Consider the following 20,703-nt stretch of genomic DNA (forward strand, 5'->3'; position numbering starts at 1 on the left):
CGATCTGCCATCCAATGACAATTGGTTGTAATACGCCTTGTACTTTTTTTAAATTTGTTCTATCCTTTTTTGACTTTACGGGCGTCGAGTCATCAGGTGTTGTTCTCCTGCTTGGCGTACAATCAAAAAACGAGCCTCTAGCCGAAAGCCAGGACTCGTTTAATTCATCTTGGATTACTTGTTCCGAGCTTCATCGATGACAGCTTGCATCTCCGTCAACGCTTCCTCCAAGCTTTGGCCTGTCAAATATTTGTTGACGCCTTCTTGGATTTTTACCTGCAGCGACTCGGTCGATACCGTATGCGGCCAGTAGAGGACTGCGTCCTCTCGCGTGACGAGCTCTGCCACCTTAACTGCAACCTGGCTTGAGATCCGGGCTGAGACTACCGAGGGAACAGCCATCGCGCCTTCCGCCAGCCTCTCCTGATTCGCTTTGCTGTTCATGAAGGCGACGAATGTTTTGGCTTCTTCGGGATGATTCGTCTTGGCGTTGATAACCCGGTAGGTACCGATATTAATATTGGGCACGGAACGTTCCACTCCCGGCACCATCATGAAATCGATCTCGTAATTCGGATTCCGCTCCATAATGCTCGGCAAGCTCCAGGTGCCGGTCATAATCATCGCCGCCTTGCCTTGACCGATCAAGTCCTTGGACTGCTCGTGCATAAGCTGAGTCCAGTTAGGCGGCACGAACCCCCTATCGATAATCTCCTTATGCCTGCGGATCGCGTCTACGAATTTCTCGTCCGACAACGGGATGTCCCCGCGCTCCAGTCTCCTTGTCCATTCCTCGTCCGCGCCGTTATTCGACATGATGGAGCCCCAGAAAAATTGCGCCGTCGACCATTCCGCATCCATGGCGACCGGTATAATGCCATTCTCTTTCAACGTCTCGCACAACGCAATAAATTCGTCCCACGTTCCCGGTACGGTCAGGCCGAATGAATCGAACATCGTTTTGTTATACAATAACCCGTCGCTATGCATCACTTCAGGCGCGCCGTATACCCTGCCGTCGATCGTGACCGGTTTGAGCGTGTTTGGAAGAAATTGATCCAGAAACGGAGAGCCTGTCAAATCCAAGTAGACATTCGGATTCAGCTTGCGGAATTCCTCGAACAGGCTGGGCGACCATGTATCGAACACATCAAGCTCCTCGCCGCCGAGAAGCTTAATTTTGATACCGGCTGTGTAATTCGCGTTCTGAATAAAATCCGGTTCGATCCGGATGTTCGGATACAAATCTTCAAACTCGCGAATCGCGTCGTAATACACTTTGCTCGCTTGGGCCGAATCCAGAAGGTAGCTGGAGTAATGAATCGTGACGATTTCGTTCTCATCCGTCTTGTCGACCTCATGCCGGTATTCTCCCCCCATTCCGGATCCGCTGCATGAAGCAAGTACAAGTGCCGTAATCAAAACAAGCCCTCTTTTTATCCATTGCCTGATCAAGGCCTCCCTCCTCCCCCCGGTTCGTTCCTGTTAATCTCATTATAATGGATAACCGCATGCAACTGGAGGAAGGAGAGTCTCCTTCCTACGTTTCCTTTGATAGGATCCGCTCACAGCTTGCCTCCTGATGTCGCGATGCCTTCAATAAACTGTTTCTGAAATACGACGTAAACGAGCAGCATCGGCCAAATCGCGATCACGGAAGCGGCCATCAGCTCCGGATAATTGACGGAATACGCGCTCTGAATTTTAGCCAAAGCCGAGGAGAGCGTTGCCGCTGAAGAACTCGTATTCACAATCATCGGCCACATCAGATCCTTAAACGCGAACAAAGCGGTAAAAATCGCAAGAGCAACCAAGCCGGAACGAGCAAGCGGCAGCATAACTCTCACGAATGTCTGGCCGATATTGCAGCCGTCCAATTTGGCCGCCTCCTCCAGCTCCTTCGGCAGCCCCATAAAAAACTGCCTGAGCAGAAACGTTCCGAATGCGCTGACCAGCCCCGGGAACACCAGCGCGAATATCGTATTGCGCATCCCGATCGCATCAACCATCAAATATTGCGGAATGATGAAAATTTGGGTCGGAACCATCATTTGAAAAAGAACGAGTCCGAAAAAAAAGTTTCGGCCCGGAAAGTTTAATCTTGCAAACGCATAAGCCGCCATGGCGCTGAACAGAATCGAGCACAGAACCCGTATCGCCATCATCGCGAATGTGTTCCAATACAATCGAAGAAAGTCGTTCTGACGCAGCACCTCCACGTAATTCTGGGGCTTCCATTTGGAAGGAAAAACGACGAATGGATTTAAGGAAGTCGATTCAGCGACAGTCTTGAACGAAGTCAGCACCATCCATAGAAACGGCAGAAACATTGCAGCCGCACACGCAATGAGCAGGATGTGGGCAGTCATACGAGGCCAAAAACGGTTAGCTGGCATAGGCGCGATACCTCCTACATGTAGTTGACCCATTTTTTCTGGGTTTTGGTCTGGATGACCGTCATGATCATAATAATGGCGAGCAGCAGCATCACGATTGCAGAGCCGTAGCCCTTATCGGAATATTTGAAGGAGTTGTTGTAGAACAAATACACGAGAGACACCGTTTTGTCATACGCTGGATTCGTTACTTCGATCATCATGTAGATCACATCAAACACCTGCATCGCCTGTATAATGGATGTAACCAGGACAAAAAACAGGGTCGGCGACACCAGCGGCAGCGTGATGACAAAAAACTGCCTCACCTTGCCGGCACCATCTATATCGGAAGCTTCATAATAGTCCTTCGGAATTTCTTGCAGACCCGCCAAAAATAAGACCATATTGTAGCCGATAACGCTCCAGATGCCGATGACGGCAATTGAAACAAGCGCGATATCCGGGTTGCTGGTCCACTCCACCTTGGGCAGTCCTAGCTTGGCCAGCAGCACGTTAATGAGTCCGAACTGCGAATTGTACAGCCATTTCCACACCATCGTAATAGCGGCGGGAGCAGCGACCATCGGAATGAAATAGATCGTCCGATAAATGGACTTTCCCTTTCGTTTGCCGTTCAACAACACCGCCAGAACGAGCGCGATGGCGATGCTGAACGGAACGACCATAAGCGCATGCAGAAAAGTATTCATAACGGCATGCCAGACCTGCGGATCATCCGCCATTTTCCTATAATTATCAAGCCCGACGAACACGTTGCCTTTGCCGAAATCTCCGCTCTTGAAGAAGCTTAAATAAAAGCTCTGGAAGATTGGGATGATATTAAGCACAATGAGGCCTAGAATGGTCGGCGCGATCAGGAACCAGCCCCAGTACCACTCATTTCGCATTTGTTTGGATATTCTTCGATGCATCACACCTGCTCCCTCCTGTTCCTACGAATAGCGGCAACCGGTTAAGGTTGCCGCTATGGACCGTTTCTGCATATTCGCGTTATTTTTCCTGTGCAAGGCTTTCGTTCATAATCGCTGCTGCCTGCTTAGCGGCTTCGGCGACCGTCTTCTCCCCTGAGAACGCCGGCAGCAGCGCCTCGTATGCTTTGTCCTCCCACACGGCAGTTGTATTGGAATATGGACGAATGACAGCATAATCGACCATATCCACGAATGCCTGGATGTTAAATGTCGGATTAGAGGATACCCATAGCTCTGCCGCGCCTTCGTAAGCGGAAATGGCCACTCCCAGCTCCGCCTGCCTCTCTTGCGCTTCCTTGGAGCCAAGGTATTCCACAAATTTCCAAGCTTCCTCCGGGTGCTTCGTATTATGCGCAATCGCGTGACCCAAACCGTTGAAGATGGATGCCTGCTTCTCCCCTTTTGGCAGCACCGCTACATCGAAGTTTTGGGCCATAAATTCATTTTCAGTAAAGCCGGTCAGGTTCCAGGAGCCGAAGAAGCCCATCGCTGCAAGGCCGTTCTGCATCGCTTCGGCGCGTTCCGCATCGCCGTAAATTTTCGGAGATAAGCCCTCTTGAATAAACTTCACGTAGTATTCTAGAGCCTCAATGGTTTTCGGGTCGTCGTAGCCTGATTTTTTGTCATCCGTAATAACCGTGCCGCCGTTTTGATAGATGAAGTTATAATAACCCTCTTGGTTATGAAGCGGAGTCAGGATCCCGTATTTGCCATCCTTCGTCAGCGTCTTCGCTGCATTGTACAAATCGTCCCATGTCCAAGTCTCGTCCGGATAGCTTAGCTTCGCTTCGTCGAACATTGTTTTGTTGTACCAAAGACCAATGGTGTCGAAATCCTTCGGCACCGCAAATTGTTTGCCGTTGAAATTGTAAATTTGCACGAGACCCTGCGGGAACTTCCCGAGGTCCACCTTCTCGCTTCCGTCGATCTTGGCCGTTAAATCTAGCAGCATGTCGTTGGAGGCATAACGATAGATTTCGTTGGAATGCATCCAGAACACGTCCGGCAACGATCCGCCTGTAGCGCCCGCTTCCAGCATCGTCCAATACTCGCTCCAGCCCGTCACTTCAATGTTGATCTTCATATTCGGATTCTGAGCTTCGAACTCATCCGCGATTTGACGAAGTCCCTTCTCCTGATTGGAATCCCAAATCGCATACGTTAGAGTGACTTCTTCAGCCGGCTCCTCGGAAGGCTGCTCGCTTGCCTGATTCTCTCCGCTGCCGGCCGGCTTGTTCGTTGCGTTACCAGGATCATTGCCCGAATTGCTTGAGCATGCGGATAACGCCATTACAATGAGAAGTAATGCCATCAGTAACGGTAAGGCTTTTTTCATCATCGGTTTTCCCCCATATTCGTGTAATCGTTTGCTTCTTACAACTCTCATCATAGAGAAATAACCGGGCTATCAAAATCAATATCCTTTACTACACGATCATTTTTTTTTACCGAAATTTGCGTACACAAAAAGCGCATAGCCGGCTATGCGCTTTTTTTTACTTTATTCGTCACTATTTTTACCGTTACCCCGTTGTTACCCCCGGTACTCCTCAGGCGTCACGCCAGTCGCTTTTTTGAACAGCTTGCTGAAATAGGCCGTATTCGGATAGCCGGTTAAACTCGCAACCTCGTAAACCTTATAGGCTTTGCTCTTAAGGAGCTGCTTTGCCTTTTCGATACGTATGCGAGTGAGGTAGCCGATAAAGTTCTCACCGGTTTCCTCCTTGAAAACGCGGCTCAGGTAAGAAGGGTTTACATTGATCTGCCCCGCGACGGTTTGCAGAGAAATATCCTCCGCATACCGTTCTAGAATAATCGCTTTCGCCTGATTGGCGTAGCTTTGAGGGACATTGACCAATGCCCGATTAAGATTCAAGCTCTGTCGCAGGAACCGTATGGCGAGACTATGCAGCCCCTCCAGCTTCTCCTCGTATAGCATATGCTCATAAGGCGTCTGCCCCTCCGCAAGCAGCTCCGGCACACTGGGAAAGCAAGAGGAAATAAGCGCGAGTATCCGCATATACGCTTTACGGCAGCCTTGCTCCGTCACGCCTTCATCGTATAATCGCCGCCTCAACCGGTCTAGATCAGCTTCGGCATTGCCGACATCAATTCTCCGCCTTAGCTCTGCCGACTCTTCCCGCGTAATAAGGAAGCTGTCGCGGCTGCGTTGCATTCTTCCGGCAGGGCTGTCGTAATAGAGTACGTCGCTTACCGGCTCAAAAAACAGATTGGCGAGCGCGGCGTCTGCTTCCCGGTATGCCTTTCGAAGGCCGCCGTATCCTGAGGACACGCCGCTGACGCCTACCGAGATCGAGATATTCAGAAACTCTTGCATAGCCGTCACGATTTTGCCGAGCAGCGGTCCTAGTATCTCGCGTGCTGGACGATTGGATGCGGTATCCGGCAGATTCATGATTAGCAGATAGTCAGAGGAATTTTCTACAATAATCTCTTTGTTCCAGCGCCGAGGAACGATCTCCTCCATAATGTTAACAATCGAATAACGCAGGAGCTTCTCGTCCTGCTCAACGTACTTCCGCCGCAGCTCATGAAAATGGTTGATACGCAGCTTCGCAATGACGACGTCCTCGGGAGTTAGAGAGATCTGGAGCGATTCTTTGGATCTCATAATGTCGCTGTCATCACGGAAGCCGCTGAACAACTCCTTAAACAAGGTTTCCTTCAGGTAGCCGATCCCTTCCTTGTATTGCCCCGTGGGCAGAGAGTTCTCCGGCGTTTGTCTAAATTGCGCGGCTTTCTTTCGCACGGTACCGAGCACGCTTTGAAGGTGCTCCTGCTTCAAATCGCTTTTGATTAAATAATCCGTCGCGCCTAACCTTACAGCCTCCTGTGCGTATTGGAATTCGTCCAAGCAGCTTAAAATGATGAATTGACAAGCAGGATAGCCGCTAGAAGCCTTGCGAATTAATTCCAGCCCGTCCATAACCGGCATCTTAATATCTGTTATGATGAGATCCGGCGCCTGCCTCTGCGCTAGCTCCAACGCCTCTTTGCCGTTCTGCGCTTCGCCCGTAATGACAAACCCGTGTTCTTCCCAAGGAATCATGGATTTGAGGCCGATTCTCATGAGCAGCTCGTCGTCTACGATAATCACATTTAACATGGCTATGAACCTCACTGATTTCTAGGAATGGTAATGACAAAAGTACTTCCTTGCCTTGGATTGCTAAGGAAAGAAACACCAAACGGATCTCCGAAAACCTTCTTGATCCGGTAATGCACATTACGTACGCCGATGCCGCCGCTCCGGCTTCCGTTACCCGAGAGCTGCTCTTGCAGCCTACCGGCAGCTTCCTCATTCATGCCTTCCCCGTTATCTGAAACCTCGATACATATGGCATCCTTCTCCCTTCCGTAAACGGATATGCGGATAACCCCCTCGCCGTCCATGTCGGCTATACCATGAAATATCGCATTTTCCACAATCGGCTGTACGGAGAGCTTCAGGATGTGGTGCTCCAGCAGCGACTCGTCAATGTCGTACACGACGTCAATCTTGTTGAAATACCGGACTTTCTGAATCGTTATATAATGGGTGATCTGCTCAAGCTCCTCCCGAATCGGAACAAGCTTGCTATCGTTGCTCGTGGAATAACGAAGCAGAGAGATAAGCGCCTCCGTCATCTGCACAATCTTATCGGAACGCTGCATGGAAGCAATCCACTTCACGGAGTTTAGCGTATTGTACAAGAAGTGCGGATTGATCTGCGCTTGAAGCGCTTTTATCTCCGCCTCTGATTTCTCCTGCTGCTCCAGGTAGATTCGCTCTACTAATATTTTGAGCTCGCCTGACATCTGTTCAAAGCGATTTGCAAGCAAGCCGATCTCGTCATTCGACTTAACCTCCGGCAGATTCTCGAACTTCCCCTTCTCCACTAGCAGCATATTGCTCATGAGCCGTTTAATCGGCTTCGTAATATGATTCGATAAGTAGAAGGAGCTGGTAATCGAGAATAGGAGCAATAACGCGGCAATGACAACCAAATTGCGTTTGAACATGTACCCTTCGACGGCTAGTTCTTCGACGGGCATATAAAGATAAGCGGTCCAGTCATGTTTCTCGAAAGGCGTGCTAATCAGCAAATAATCCCTGCCCTCTGAAGAGATGACCTGCCGGGCCGTTTCCGGAGACAGTCCATCTTCGATCGACAGCACCTCTGCGAACCTCTTCCCGATCTGTTCATAGTTATTGTTGAACAAAACGATGCCATTGCTGTCAACGATCGTATAGGCCGACCTGCTGTCTTCCTGAAGCCGATCGTTCAGCTTATTGATAAAGTCGATGGGGATGCTGATGGTCATGACGCCAATAAGGTCGCCGTTTTCCATATCATAAATTTTACGGACGTTCAGTATGGAAAGGTTGTTCGCCCGCTTCGTCTGCTTATCCTTCACAACCGCGATGTCGCGCGTAATATCCTCCGATTGAAGAAAGTCCGCGAACCATTCTTCGTCGCCGGGATGATACGTGTAGTCAACGGGTGAATCCGTGCTGATATACAAATTTTTTCCGCCGTTGAAATTATAAACGTAGATCGCGTACTCCAAGTCTTTCATGCGGATATAGTTCATCAAAAGCTGTGTAGCCTGGTTCTCGTTGCGTTTGGAATCTTCTCTCAAGTAATTCTGAATCGGGTAGTTTTCCTGCGATACAGCTGATACGTAACTGTTAATGCCGTAGCTGGATATGAGAGAGATTTGTCTAGTGTCTTCTAGAAACTCCTCGACGCGGATGTTCGATTGCTTGGAGATGTCCGTTAGCAGGTCCGTATATTTCCTCTCCAACAGCTGCTGCGAGGACAAGTAGGAATTAATGAACATGGTAACGATCGGGACCAAAATGATAAGCAAAAATAAAACCATCATCTTCGACTTGATGCTGATGAACCGGAAACGCCCGAACAAGCAATCACCGCCAATCTATCAATCGCCGTACGAGTTGACTAAATTAACCCAAGTATAACAAATAGCAGAAACACTGCCTATGCGGTCGAAAGCACGATCTTTACTCGTGTAATTGTATCTTTTACTTGTTGGTTGGATAAATAATAGTTATGAAAACTTCCTTGCACTTTCTTTACTTTTGCCATTTCTTTATTTACATCTTGCTGAGTTGTCGCTTTCAGAGAAAGCGAATGGCTCCGCATTCTACGTTGACCTAAACCGCGGGATAATAAGAGCGAGCTTATAACCAGCACTTCTCCCCCCCTTCCTAAAACCGAGATTGCGCCTCCTGATATTAGCATTTCCTTATCTGCCGATAGAGCTGGCCTCAACCCCGGTTTTGAAACAGGTGGCTCCTTGTCCTCATCAGGGGTAACATATAGAATAGTTGTACCTAAGGTAACGCAAACATGCTGCTGCCAAGTCAAATTCACTTGGACCGGCTGCCCATTTGTAAAAGGAGCCTCATTCTTATGAATATATTAATTCTAGGTGCAACCGGACGAGTTGGACGTCAAATCCTTACGTATGCTCTACATGACCGACATCATGTTACGGTATTAGTCCGGACACCGGAGAAGATTCAAATCAATAACGGCAATTTAACCGTTTTTCAAGGGAATGTTCTAAACAAAGATGATATTGCACGTGTCATGCAAGGCATTGATGTCGTTATTAGTGCACTTAATACGGATGGCACGACCACTCTATCAGAAAGTATGCCGCTAATTATTAAAGCAATGGAGAACGAAGGAATAAAACGAATAATAACAATAGGAACTGCGGGAATTCTAGAAAGTAGAACCACTCCGAATTCTCTCCGTTATCAATCAAGCGAATCAAAGCGGAAGTCAACTCGTGCTGCCAAAGAACATCATATCGTTTACGATCTGCTCAAACAATCGACACTCGAGTGGACAATTGTCTGCCCTACGTACTTGCCGGATGGAGAAAGAATAGGCCGATACCGGATTGACCGAAATTATTTGCCGGAAGGCGGAGTCGAAATATCCGTACCGGATACAGCAGCATTTACATATAGACAGATAAACGATAACGATTATATTAAAGCACGTGTAGGTATTGCTTACTAAAGAAGCGACATGTCGTTTCAGAAATCTTTTATGTTGTTTCGAAATAACGTATAGAAAAAAGCGACGCAATAATTAGAGTTGCGTCACCTTTTCATGACAGATGTCTTTTTTGATAAACTCATAGAAATGCTGTACGGATAATTCTCTGGCTGAAAGCAAAAATGCTTCCGGCATCGCATTCTCGCCGGATCCTGCATTCAAAGTTTTGTCGTCATGAATAAACTTCATCTTACTCCTGCAGCTTTCAACTCTCTCCTTCGGATCCTGCGGTCGCGGTAAACATTTCTTGCGCCTATGACATACAGGGTAACTCGAGTCAGCATGAGCAATAATATGATCGCGCCGTCCCAGAACGAAACCGAATCAAAGGCAAAATCGGCAACCTGATGAAAAGCCATCGAAAGTCCCGTAACGGAGGCAGGAATTGTAAAGGCAATAATCATGAAGGTGAGGGTCGTAAATCCAAAAATATAAAAAAGGGAAAACACTTTTGCCGCTCTCTTTTCGCCCGAAGGTAACCTCTCCCACTGCCCTTTACTCTCTTCTCTTTTATAAGGGAGCCAGGATCTTAGAAAAGTTTTGCTTGATTGATGGAGGTTCGCAGAATTCGTCCAATTCACCACGACATAATAAACATCCGTCCTCAAAAAGAACAAAAACTGGGAAAGGACCGAAAAAAATAGCGCGAGCGCGATCAGTCGGGATAACCCATAGACGAAAGTACCCTCAATCGCAGACATTTGCACGAGCAGACAAATTAGCAGCAGTGTACAGTCCCAAGCCATTCCTGCTAGATAAGGCAAATATCGCTTCCTCTTCGGATGCGCCCATAACCCCGTCATTTGCGTTTCCACAGCGACGAACACATAACGAATACTAAATCGAATGTTGGATTTTACTCCCCTGCTAACGGCGGCTAGGTAATGCCCGCTTTCATGAATGACGATTTGTATACTACTGATTACAAAGATTAGCAATGCATTTGCTCCAATTCCATTCAGCAAAAAAGCGTCCCGGAAGTGCGGCAAAAGCGAAGGGTTAAACGCGTAAAGCAAAATAATGGCAACCACATTTAGCATATATAATCTGCTCATCCACTTATGAAACAAAATACGGCCTAACCTAACCTGCCAGGACTCCTGCCGGGGCACTTGACTGGTATCGTAATTTACAAGCTTTCTCCCATCGATGCTAAAAACGAGTCCAAGCGCCAGCAGCTTTGCAACAAAATCCGCGACGTCCACATCGATCCCTTTTTCCTGCTGGAGCAGCTCTTTGATTTCTTGAAGTGTCCGGCTGCCGTCCGCCAGTTCAATGACTAGAACCGCAGGCTCCGGCACTCTAATAAACTTAGAAAGAAGAGGATCACCAATTGTGTATTCCTGCCCTTCTTGTTGTACGCTCAGATGCGTGAGAACTGCTTTGGATCCCGAATGAATTTCAAAGTTCATACTCGTCTACCCTCATTTTACAGTCATTTTTTCCGTTCCGAGCGTTACCAATGCATCTAAAGGTCCTGGTTCCGCTCCAATCACTCGACTCCTCCCGCAGCTGGGACAGTCCTCTATTCGATTTATCTCTTCATGGGTAAAGCTCATATCCTGCAGGTTTATTTTCGTGTAGGGTAAAGGAAACATGGGTGAATGCTTCGTTAAATATTTGGCTATTTCCGAGGCCAGCACCGAGGTTAGAAGAGATACGTTAGGAGCAAAGGACGGATTCAAAAATGTCCGACTATCCAATTCACCGTTTGCAATGGATTTAATCGTCTCGAACACTTTGGAGTTACGGCGAATGGACTGCAAGCACAAGCAATCCGTACATCCTGTCTCAAAAGGGACAACCCTGTACAAAAACCCGCTGCCATGGCGAAGTCCTGCATGGAAAGCAGGCTTGCGATATTGCATGCATGCGGAGTTCACGTATCTGGATGCTTGCACAGGAGGCGTATCGATTACGCATACGACAACATCTACGTCTGCTATTATGTCCTTCACGGAATGAGCGCTATCGATTTGCCGATTCACGACCTGAATATTTATGTCTCGATTCATGGCTTGGAGACGTTCGCGAACCACATCAGTCTTCCGCTTGCCAACATCGTCTTCCGTAAAAAGAATTTGCCTATTTAAATTGTTCAATTCTACGCGATCATGATCAACGCCAACGATTCTACCTACCCCCATCGCGGTTAACCATGTAGCCAACAATCCGCCTCCGCCCAAGCCGAGAATGGCTACGGAGCTATTCTTCAACCTATCCTGGAACAAGTAACGGTTCTCAAGTCTTGATTCGTGCACGGAATAATAGGTGAAATTGTTCCGGTAACGCTGCAGTTCACGCTCCGTCAGCCCATACGTGTCCGTTGTATCGCTTTCTAGCAGCTTATGGTTATGCAGCATGGAAACCCCGCGTCTCACATCTTCTTCTGTGAGATTGCACAGGCCGGCAAGCTCTTCTATCGTGTGCCGACCCGTCAATTGATTCATAAATCCATAAATGATGCCATCCGGATCGGGAATCTCGAGACGAGCGAGATCCGTTCGAATCCGTATAACCTGATCCGACACTTGAATATGATTTCGATAAAAATCCTTTAATTTAGGTTTCATGTATAGCACACCTCAGTCAAAAGAATGGAAAAGGCCGTACTTTGATGTACGGCCTTCTTGCGTAAGGCATAGTCATTAAATCGTGGAGATTCCGTCCCATGGGGTGTCCATTCCGTCTGCTTTATACATAGTCGGAGTCAGGTCTTCTACTTCACGGATTTCGATCGTCATAATGTCACCTCCTTTATTCATTACTGTAACTTTAATACATAATTAGAAACTTGAGGAGGTTGATTTTTTTTCACCCCTAGTAAAGTTGAATCGATGTTATTTAACGATTTAAAGTTGACTGTTCGATAGGGAACTTTATCCTCCATTTATTAAAATAATTTTTAAAAGTTTTAAAAATGGAGGGGCGAAGCATGGCTTCGGTTATACGCTGGGCATCATGCGGCTGACGCTTGTAGGCTGCTGTCTGTCAATATTAAGCACGCGAATCAATCGTATTTTGCCTCATTCAGGATTCCACATTTTGTATATGTAATGTCACGGTAATTCGTCCGATATAAGAAGGATTGCGAGAGCAATAGATTGCAATCACAATTGACAGCTTAGAGGGGATAAGACCGATGACAAAAAAGACTTTTACGACATGGTTGATGGCAACCAGTGTAGCGGCGGCGGCCATGACGCCGTCCGGCTCTGTATTCGCATCCCCGGACCTTGCAAAGGGATCGGAAGCTATGTTCAGCGACTGGGGACAGACCGATCCGTCTCTCCGGGAAGCCATTAAACAAGCCTCGGAGTTAGGCTTGATAAACGGCGATCCTTCCGGTACATTCCGGCCTTTGGATACGCTCACAAGACAGGAGCTTGCGGTATTGCTGGCGAGGTCTTTACATATTGACCCCGTGAATGCGAAATACTCTTCGTTTCGTGACGTCCCGGTCATCGCTTGGGCGCATCCCTATATCGAAGCCGTAAAGGCAGCGGGAGTTATGCAGGGAGACGGGAAAAATTTCCGTCCCGGCGACCGCGTCACCCGCGAGGAATTGGCCACGGCCCTTCTGAAAAGCGTTCGACCCGATAAGACGGCTGTCTCAGAAGCTTCGGTAGCGTTCGCGGACCGTGCGCAGGTCAGTACATGGGCCGAACAGGCCGTTCAAGACGCGTTGACGCTCGGCATGATGGAACTGAGAGACGGACATTTTGCTCCGAAGCAGGCTGTTCAGCGTCAAGAAGCCGCTGCTTCGCTTGTGCACGCATTCCATCCCGGCGAGCAGGCGGCCGTATTGGATTGGACCGACGGGCATCATATTTCGATCGACGGCGAAACGTATCTGATCGGCGAATCGCTGAAAGGGCTGCTGCGTATCGAAAATAGCGCCATCCTCAAAAGCGCAAAAATTCGTTTTGCGGCGGAAGGCGGCACATTGAATCGAATCGACTTCCTGGAGATCGTTCAAAGCGGGGAAAACCCGGCAGCCGGCGAAGCGGAATTTTCTCGAAATATCGTACTTGACGCTCAAGGAGACCGGATCGAAGGCAGCGTTGTCATCTCCGGTGATTTCGTGTCCGTAAAACATTTGACGGTTGCCGGCGACTTCGAGATTTCGCAGGCTTTGCATCACGACTTTTACGGCTACGACGTATCGGTATTAGGCAATACGGTCATCAACGGCGGCGATACCCATACCGTTGTTTTTGACAATGCCAAGCTGCAAACCGTCGACATTAATAAAAAGGACGTGCGGGTTGATACGGCCGGCACTACGACGGTCAAGGAATTTCAGATTTATTCCAGCACGACCCTGATCGGAGAAGCAGGCTCGATTATCGAACGCGTTACGTTGAAGGACGGCGCGGGGAAAGTTGATATCTCGGCCTCGATCGATTCCCTGATCGTAAGCTCAAGCGCAAGCATAACTCTGGGGACGGGCAGCCGTATTCACCGGATTGAAGTTACCGATCAGGCGGCCCAGTTGAAGATTCAACCGGGCGCGAACGTAGCCGATATCACGCTGCCGGCCAATGTCGATATTTCCGCGATTGTTTCGAATTACGAGCAAGTTCGAAGCCAGATCGGGAACGTGAACGGCACGAAGCCTGCATCTCCGGCTGTTCAGCCTACGCCGGCAGCGCCGCAAATTCCGGCGCCGACCCCAAGCACGCCGCAGGATCCGACTCCTGATCCGGACACATCGGCGCCGCAGGATCCGACTCCTGATCCGGACACGACAACGCCGCAGGACCCGACTCCTGATCCGGACACGACAACGCCGCAGGATCCGACTCCTGATCCGGACACGACAACGCCGCAGGACCCGACTCCTAATCCGGACACGACAACGCCGCAGGACCCGACTCCTGATCCGGACACGACAACGCCTCAGGATCCGACTCCTGATCCGGATACATCGACGCCGCAGGACCCGTCTCCTGATCCGGATACATCGACGCCGCAGGACCCGACTCCTGATCCGGACACGACAACGCCGCAGGATCCGACTCCTGATCCGGACACGACAACGCCGCAGGACCCGACTCCTGATCCGGATACATCAACGCCTCAGGATCCGACTCCTGATCCGGACACGACAACGCCGCAGGATCCGTCTCCTGACCCGGATACATCGACGCCGCAGGACCCGACTCCTGATCCGGGCACGCTAAACCAGGCGCCATATATAGTCAATAAAGTCGAGGATCAAAATGCAAGGTTGGAAGAAGGCGACGTAACAATCGACTTGTCCGGCATCTTCGCAGACGATGACGGAGATAAATTGAACATCTCCGCCGTGTCGGAAGATCGAGGCGTGGCCGAGGTCAGAATGTCCGACGACGGCAGTCAGCTGATTATCACCCCGGTATCCGTGGGATCCGTGACAATCGTGCTTACCGCGGCGGACCCGACCGGCAGCGAAATAAAAGACGAGTTTATGGTTAGCGTAGCTCCCGCTTATGCAAAAACGCCGTTTTTCTCCGAAGTCGATTGGGGCAGCGATTCGAATCAATATTTTGAAATCTACAATCCGACGAACAGTGCGATCAGTCTGGACCGGATATTCATCGAATGGGGAGATACAGGAAGAATGTCCCTTTCGGATGCGGAAGCCGGCGACAGCGGCGTAACCGATCTGCCTGCAGGCCAACCAATTACGATCTCGGATGAGCTATCCGGCGATTTGGAAAAACCGCAGCTGCAGTACAGATTCGACATCGGTTTCGAATATACGGAGCCGATTGTCGTTAAGCTTATCGTCAATGATGTCGTCGTGGACAGCATAATCTTCCAGCCGAACGTATCCGCTTTCCGTCAAAGCGGCACCTTGGCGGGCAGCGACTCCTATGACCCGGCCCAATGGAGCGAGCAGAATTACGATTCAAATCTGGAAGACCTTGGAAAATACACAAACAAATAGATCGCCCCGAAAAGTTCCATACAGCATGTAAGAAGACAGATAAAGGGGATATGGAAGTGAATAGTCGATTAATCAAATTGCTGGTCGCCACCAGCGTGTTTGCCACTGCGGCCGGACCAAACGCGGAATTTGCCTTTGCGGCAAAAGTATATGAGGCCTCGAGCTCTGAATCGACTTTCCCCGACCTCGAGCAGGTTCCGGTTTCGCAGCGTCAGGCTATTCTTGAAGCAGCCGAGCTTGGCTTTCTGACCGGTGGATTGGACGGGCGTTTTCGCCCCCAATCCACGCTCACTCGGCAGGAACTGGCCGTCGTGCTGACGAGAATCCTCCAGCTCGACGTGAAAGAAACAAGCCGTCCTTCTTTCAAAGATGTCACGTCTAAAACATGGGGACGCAACTATATTGAGGCAGCCGCCAAGGCCGGTCTAATGAAAGGGGACGCGCAGAAGCGTTTCCGCGCCGATGCGCCTGTCACCCGGCAGGAGCTGGCCGCCGTCCTGGTTCAAGCCGCCAAGGACGCCCAAACCAAAACGAACGAAAAAACCTTGCTTCAAGATGAGAAAGCAGTCGGTGCATGGGCGAAAAACGCCGTGCAATCTGTACTGGAGAACGGATGGATGGAAGCGGAAAACGGCTATTTCCATCCTAAGCAGGCCGTGAAGCGGCAGGAGATTGCTAGCATTCTCATGGAAGCTTTTTACCCTGACAAACTGTCCGGCGTCACTCGGACCATTCAGAACGTTTCCGAACAGGGCGTGACGATTAACGGATATACTTACGCCGTCTCCGATCGGACGAAAGGGATTCTGAGCCGATCGAACAGCACCATTTTGCAGGGGGCGAAGATCCGATTCGATGCGTCGGGACGCAATCTGGACAAGATTACGTACCTGGAGCTGCGGCGCGGCGGAACGGCCGCTTCGAAAGGCGCCAACGAATTCAGCTCCAATCTGCTGCTCGATGGGAAGCTGGGCATTGTCGACGGAGACGTAAAAGTTGCGGACGACTATATTTCTATGGCAAACCTGACGATTACAGGCGACTTGGAGATTAGCAAAGAGCTGGAAAACGACTTTTACGGCAGCATGGTCGAAGTGCAAGGAAATACGATCGTCAACGGGGGCGACGCGAACACCGTCGTCTTCGAAGGCTCGAACCTTGCGTCCGTCGATGTTAACAAAACGAACGTGAGAGTCGAAGCGCTCGGTCAAACTTTCATCCAGGAGATGAATTTGAACGTCGATTCGACGATTGTTGGCACCTCGACGGCGGCGATAGATCAGATCAACGTGGCTGGGGCGGCTCAGCAGGTCAACCTGCAGGGAACGGTCGATACGGTCACCGTTCGTACCGGTTCCGCGATTACCGGGACGGCAAATATCGGACGGATGTCGGTCCTAACGTCGAATCCTGTTACGTTAAACACAACGGGAACCATCGCCAATCTTAACGTCACCCAATCATCCGCGGCAGTCACCGTAGGGTCGAACCTGACGATAAGTAACCTTTCGACGCCGTCAGGCGTGGCAGCAGGCTCGGTCATCACCAATTATTCCGCCGTTCAATCGCAAATCGGCAGTCCAGGCCCTGTCAACAGCGCGCCGATCGTTCGAAATCCGATCAAGGACTTTACGATGACCGTCGGCGAGAAGAAGACGATCGATCTTTCTCAAGTGTTCAATGATGTCGACGGCAACTTGTCGTATTATAAAGCGCTGCTGGTCAAAGCGGCTTCTGCGCCCGAGCTCGTCACGGTTACGATTGACGGCAACCATTTGACGATCGAAGCGAAGCTGGCGGGCAAAATTACGGTGCGTACGCAGGCTTACGATTCCAACAATGCCCGCATTAACCACGATTTCGCGGTAACGGTGAACCGGAATCCGGTCGCGTCAGATGTTCCCGAGCAGTTGGCGACGCTGGATGCTGCGGCAAGCACGTTGGACCTGAGCGCATACTTTACGGATCCGGACGGGGACGCCCTCATCTACAATGCTTTATCGAGCGACGAAAATGTCATTGCCGCTTCCGTATCCAGCAAGCTGCTGCAGCTGCAGGCAATCGCACTGGGACAAACGACGGTTACCGTGACGGCCGAAGACGGTCGGGGCGGTACGGTCGTCAAGGATATCGTCGTTCGTGTCAACCGTTCGCCGCAGACCTTGACTCCTCTTCCGGATCGCAAAGCTTCGATCGGAACGAATCTACAGATCGACCTGTCGAACGCTTTCCAAGACCCGGACGGAGATACGCTGGCTTTTGAAGCTTCTTCGCAAAACGCTTCTTCGGCAGCTGCGGCTGCAAGCGGCAGCGCTTTGACTGTCACGCCTCTGGCGGAAGGCCCGGTGTCCGTCACCGTCACGGCCAAAGACGGCAAAGGCGGAGCGGCGAGCCAAACGTTCACCGTCAACGTGAACCACAGCCCCAAGCTTGACCGGTCCCCGGGCGTGCAGGAATCGATGGTTGGAAAAGGCGACGTCTTCGTGGAATTGGACGGCATGTTCAGCGATGTGGATGGCGACCCGCTGACCTATGAGGTTCAGTCGGCGTCGGCCGCTGTCGCAACCGCGGAGGTTGTTTCGAATAACCGGATTCGCTTGACTCCCGTATCGGGCGGCGATACGGTCGTAACCATAACAGCAAACGACGGCCGCGGAGGTACGACGAGCGGAACCTTCGACGTTCGGGTCAACGAGGCGCCGACGGTTAAGCAGCCGGCCGGAGACCGTTTTATCCAATTGACGGGCGGGAGCGTGACGGTCGATCTTGCGAACGTCTTCCAAGACGGTAACGCCGACAGCCTTACGTTGGCTGCGGAATCCGGCGATCCGTCGATACTGACGGTCGATTTAAGCGGGACGCTGCTGAAGCTTGCCCCGGTCAGCGCGGGCATCTCGACCGTAAAAGTAACGGCCGATGACGGCCGCGGGGGCCAGGTTAGCGACAGCTTTGCTGTTTTGGTTAATCGTTCTCCTCAGGCAGCCGGTTCGCTTGCCGATCAACTGCTTACGATCGGAAACGGCGAGAAAAGAATCGACGTAACCGGCGTGTTTTCCGACCTTGACGGCGATGCCTTGACCTACCAAGCGGTATCTGCCGACGACTCCATCGCCGCGGTATCCGTATCAGGCGGCGAAATTACGATCGATCCGCTCGCTGCGGGAACGACTACGATTACCGTGACGGCGACCGACGGCTACGACGGAGAAACGAGCAAAACGTTCGACGTGACCGTTAACCGCGCTCCGGTCGTCGATCAAGCCGTATCGGATCAGCTGATCACGCTCGGCGCAGGAGACGCTGCCGTCGATTTGAGTCAAGCGTTCCGAGACGAAGACGGCGATTCTCTGACGCTGACCGCTTCTTCGCTCTCCGAGAATCTGGCAACCGTAACACTGGACGCTGTTTCCAATGTGCTTACGATTCATCCGCTTGCCGGAGGAACCGCCTCGATCCTCATTCAGGCGGAAGACGGCCGCGGCGGCAAGAAGAATCAGACGTTCGAGGTCAAGGTCAACCAGGCTCCTCTGGCGGGGAATCTGGCCGATCGGACCCTGTCGCTCGGAAGCGCTGATCAAAAGATCGACTTAAACGGCATCTTTACGGATGCGGACGGTGATGCATTGACGCTCAGCGCGGCTTCCGCCGATCCTTCCGTTGCATCTGTCGTGCTGGACGGCCAGGAGCTGTCACTGAGCTCGGTGTCGCTCGGCAGCACGAACGTGACCGTTACCGCGTCCGACTCGCGCGGCGGCACGGTGTCGAAAACGATCGCAGTCGAAGTGCGGCCGAATCGGGCGCCAGTTGTGAATCAGACAATTGACGGACAAGCCGTTCGACCGGGCAAAGAAATCGAACTTGATCTTACGAACGCGTTCAGCGATCCGGACGAAGATGCTTTGAGTTACCAAGCCGTATCCGCAGATGCTTCGCTAGCTTCGGTATCGGTAGCGGGTCATCGGTTGACCGTTAGCGGCATTGCGGACGGAGCCACCGTGATCACCATGACGGCGACGGACGCGGCGGGAAATCGGATGGACACTTCCTTCCAGGTCAACGTCGTATCGAACGATGCGCCGGAAGTTGTCGGTTCCGTTCCGGAACAGTTCGTTGTGCCGGGATTCGCGAGTCAAGTTGCCATCGATTCGCTGTTCCGGGATAACGATGGCGACTCATTGACGTATAGCGCGGAGGCTGCTGCGGGGGGAATGATCGTTCCGGGCGTCGACGGCAATATGCTGAAGATGGCTTCAGGAACCGGCAGCGGACAAACGCTGGTGACCGTAACGGCCGACGACGGCCGAGGAGGGAAGACAAGCACGACGATTCAGGTAACTGTGGTCGAGATCATCCATCAGAAAGCCATAACGACCAAGGTTGGCGTTGCGAACGTCTCTTATAGCCTGGCGTCTTACTTCCAAGCGCAGCAGCCGCTTACCGTCTATCGCGCGGACAACGGCACGCTCGTCAAACCAAGCGAATCGCTTCTGAACGGCACCACATTGAACATGGTTCCGGGCAATTCGACCGGCATGATTACTTACTTTGTGATCTCTGCGGACGGGAAAGCCGCTTCCGTTCAGTTGAACGTGCTGCAGCAGCAAGGCGCCGCGGCGTTTTTCTCGGAATATTCGCGGGAAAATCAAATGAATATCTACCTTGAAATGTACAATATGAATGAAGATGCAATTAACTATCAAATCATTGGGTACCGTTATAATTTGAAGACCCAAGAGATGGAGAAAATGCTTGATCGCGATTACCAAAAAGATTCCTATGCGAGAGTGAATCAAATTTATAAAGGACATATCGGCATGGTGATCAATAACGTATTCTATGAATTCATGGATCGCACCCAGGTTCCGGGCTATCACGACGAACTCGTCATGAACCTGGATTGGAATTACAAATTCGACGGCTATGTCGTCTGCGCGTTCGAATTGGTCAAAGACGGCCAGGTCATCGACGTGCTCGGAGACAAGAACTGGACGCCGGCTTCGGGCTCCGAACCGCTGCCGGCAACCGGCACGCTGATCCGCAAGCAAGGCGTCGCTACCGGCTCGGACGCCTTCAGTCTGAACGGCGAATGGGATCTCCTTCCGTTCTCGCTCGAATACGTCAACAAACACACGCCGTAAACTCACGCAAAACCCAGTGGAATGAAAAGAGTGTCGAGGAAGTCTCGACACTCTTTCTTTTTGTTTACGTATTCTATCCATTCAACTAAAAATAGCATCCCTTGGTCCTTTCTCAGTGACGCTATTTTTCATCTTCGGTCGACCAGCTGCTTTCTTCAG

The 20,703-nt window shown here is 50.8% G+C and carries 13 protein-coding genes; 3 read left to right on the plus strand and 10 right to left on the minus strand.

The features are described from left to right. Positions 1-174: 174 nt before the first annotated feature. The 7 genes from D3P08_RS05755 to D3P08_RS27065 form a co-directional block, all read right to left on the minus strand. Positions 175-1,455: an ABC transporter substrate-binding protein gene (locus tag D3P08_RS05755; RefSeq protein ID WP_240647324.1), complete on the minus strand. Its 1,281-nt coding sequence runs from the start codon at positions 1,453-1,455 to the stop codon at positions 175-177. Positions 1,456-1,565: 110 nt separating this feature from the next. Continuing rightward, on the minus strand, positions 1,566-2,396 hold the full coding sequence (locus D3P08_RS05760; RefSeq protein WP_119598474.1) for a carbohydrate ABC transporter permease: 831 nt from the start codon (positions 2,394-2,396) through the stop codon (positions 1,566-1,568). 14 nt (positions 2,397-2,410) lie between these two features. Next, positions 2,411-3,310 carry a carbohydrate ABC transporter permease gene (locus D3P08_RS05765; RefSeq protein ID WP_119598475.1) on the minus strand — a complete coding sequence of 300 codons (900 nt, stop codon included), beginning with the start codon at positions 3,308-3,310 and terminating at the stop codon, positions 2,411-2,413. Positions 3,311-3,389: 79 nt separating this feature from the next. Next, complete coding sequence (locus tag D3P08_RS05770) at positions 3,390-4,709, minus strand: ABC transporter substrate-binding protein (protein ID WP_119598476.1); 1,320 nt, start codon at positions 4,707-4,709, stop codon at positions 3,390-3,392. A gap of 195 nt (positions 4,710-4,904) precedes the next feature. After that, entirely contained in the window at positions 4,905-6,497 is a 1,593-nt protein-coding gene (locus D3P08_RS05775; RefSeq protein WP_119598477.1) for a response regulator transcription factor, read from the minus strand. 11 nt (positions 6,498-6,508) lie between these two features. Further along, positions 6,509-8,299 (minus strand): sensor histidine kinase, encoded by a 1,791-nt coding sequence (locus D3P08_RS05780; RefSeq protein ID WP_240647326.1) that lies wholly within the window; start codon positions 8,297-8,299, stop codon positions 6,509-6,511. A 77-nt stretch (positions 8,300-8,376) separates the two neighbouring features. Continuing rightward, the gene (locus tag D3P08_RS27065; protein WP_147381776.1) at positions 8,377-8,772 is read right to left on the minus strand and encodes a hypothetical protein; all 396 of its coding nucleotides are present in this window, start codon (positions 8,770-8,772) and stop codon (positions 8,377-8,379) included. 39 nt (positions 8,773-8,811) lie between these two features. On the opposite strand from D3P08_RS27065, the gene D3P08_RS05790 reads away from it, so the two are divergent. Beyond that, a complete protein-coding gene (locus D3P08_RS05790) occupies positions 8,812-9,432 on the plus strand; it encodes an NAD(P)-dependent oxidoreductase (RefSeq protein WP_119598479.1) in 621 nt (206 codons plus the stop codon). A 72-nt stretch (positions 9,433-9,504) separates the two neighbouring features. On the opposite strand, the gene D3P08_RS27215 is transcribed toward D3P08_RS05790, so the two are convergent. From D3P08_RS27215 to D3P08_RS05800, 3 genes are read right to left on the minus strand one after another with little or no spacing between them, the layout of a single operon-like run. Then, positions 9,505-9,660, minus strand: coding sequence for a hypothetical protein (locus tag D3P08_RS27215; protein ID WP_162848373.1), 156 nt, complete (start codon positions 9,658-9,660; stop codon positions 9,505-9,507). Next, on the minus strand, positions 9,657-10,883 hold the full coding sequence (locus D3P08_RS05795) for a PqqD family protein (protein WP_119598480.1): 1,227 nt from the start codon (positions 10,881-10,883) through the stop codon (positions 9,657-9,659). The genes D3P08_RS27215 and D3P08_RS05795 overlap by 4 nt, the downstream gene beginning before the upstream one ends. A 12-nt stretch (positions 10,884-10,895) precedes the next feature. Next, a complete protein-coding gene (locus D3P08_RS05800) occupies positions 10,896-12,044 on the minus strand; it encodes a HesA/MoeB/ThiF family protein (RefSeq protein WP_119598481.1) in 1,149 nt (382 codons plus the stop codon). 569 nt (positions 12,045-12,613) lie between these two features. On the opposite strand from D3P08_RS05800, the gene D3P08_RS05805 reads away from it, so the two are divergent. Both D3P08_RS05805 and D3P08_RS05810 read left to right on the plus strand, forming a co-directional pair. Next, on the plus strand, positions 12,614-15,406 hold the full coding sequence (locus D3P08_RS05805; protein ID WP_119598482.1) for an S-layer homology domain-containing protein: 2,793 nt from the start codon (positions 12,614-12,616) through the stop codon (positions 15,404-15,406). Between the two features lie 56 nt (positions 15,407-15,462). Then, positions 15,463-20,544, plus strand: a complete 5,082-nt coding sequence (locus D3P08_RS05810; RefSeq protein WP_162848374.1) for an S-layer homology domain-containing protein — start codon at positions 15,463-15,465, stop codon at positions 20,542-20,544. The last annotated feature ends 159 nt before the right edge of the window (positions 20,545-20,703 follow it).

It is taken from the genome of Paenibacillus nanensis, from assembly GCF_003583765.1.
In the GTDB taxonomy this organism is placed as follows: Bacteria; Bacillota; Bacilli; order Paenibacillales; family Paenibacillaceae; genus Pristimantibacillus; species Pristimantibacillus nanensis.

What these genes read in the sequence shown, in the direction of transcription:
- D3P08_RS05760 (WP_119598474.1), bottom strand. Translation starts at nt 2,396, where the DNA reads ATGCCAGCTAACCGTTTTTGGCCTCGTATGACTGCCCACATCCTGCTC.
- D3P08_RS05765 (WP_119598475.1), bottom strand. Translation starts at nt 3,310, where the DNA reads ATGCATCGAAGAATATCCAAACAAATGCGAAATGAGTGGTACTGGGGC.
- D3P08_RS05770 (WP_119598476.1), bottom strand. Translation starts at nt 4,709, where the DNA reads ATGATGAAAAAAGCCTTACCGTTACTGATGGCATTACTTCTCATTGTA.
- D3P08_RS05775 (WP_119598477.1), bottom strand. Translation starts at nt 6,497, where the DNA reads ATGTTAAATGTGATTATCGTAGACGACGAGCTGCTCATGAGAATCGGC.
- D3P08_RS05790 (WP_119598479.1), top strand. Translation starts at nt 8,812, where the DNA reads ATGAATATATTAATTCTAGGTGCAACCGGACGAGTTGGACGTCAAATC.
- D3P08_RS27215 (WP_162848373.1), bottom strand. Translation starts at nt 9,660, where the DNA reads ATGAAGTTTATTCATGACGACAAAACTTTGAATGCAGGATCCGGCGAG.
- D3P08_RS05795 (WP_119598480.1), bottom strand. Translation starts at nt 10,883, where the DNA reads ATGAACTTTGAAATTCATTCGGGATCCAAAGCAGTTCTCACGCATCTG.
- D3P08_RS05800 (WP_119598481.1), bottom strand. Translation starts at nt 12,044, where the DNA reads ATGAAACCTAAATTAAAGGATTTTTATCGAAATCATATTCAAGTGTCG.
- D3P08_RS05805 (WP_119598482.1), top strand. Translation starts at nt 12,614, where the DNA reads ATGACAAAAAAGACTTTTACGACATGGTTGATGGCAACCAGTGTAGCG.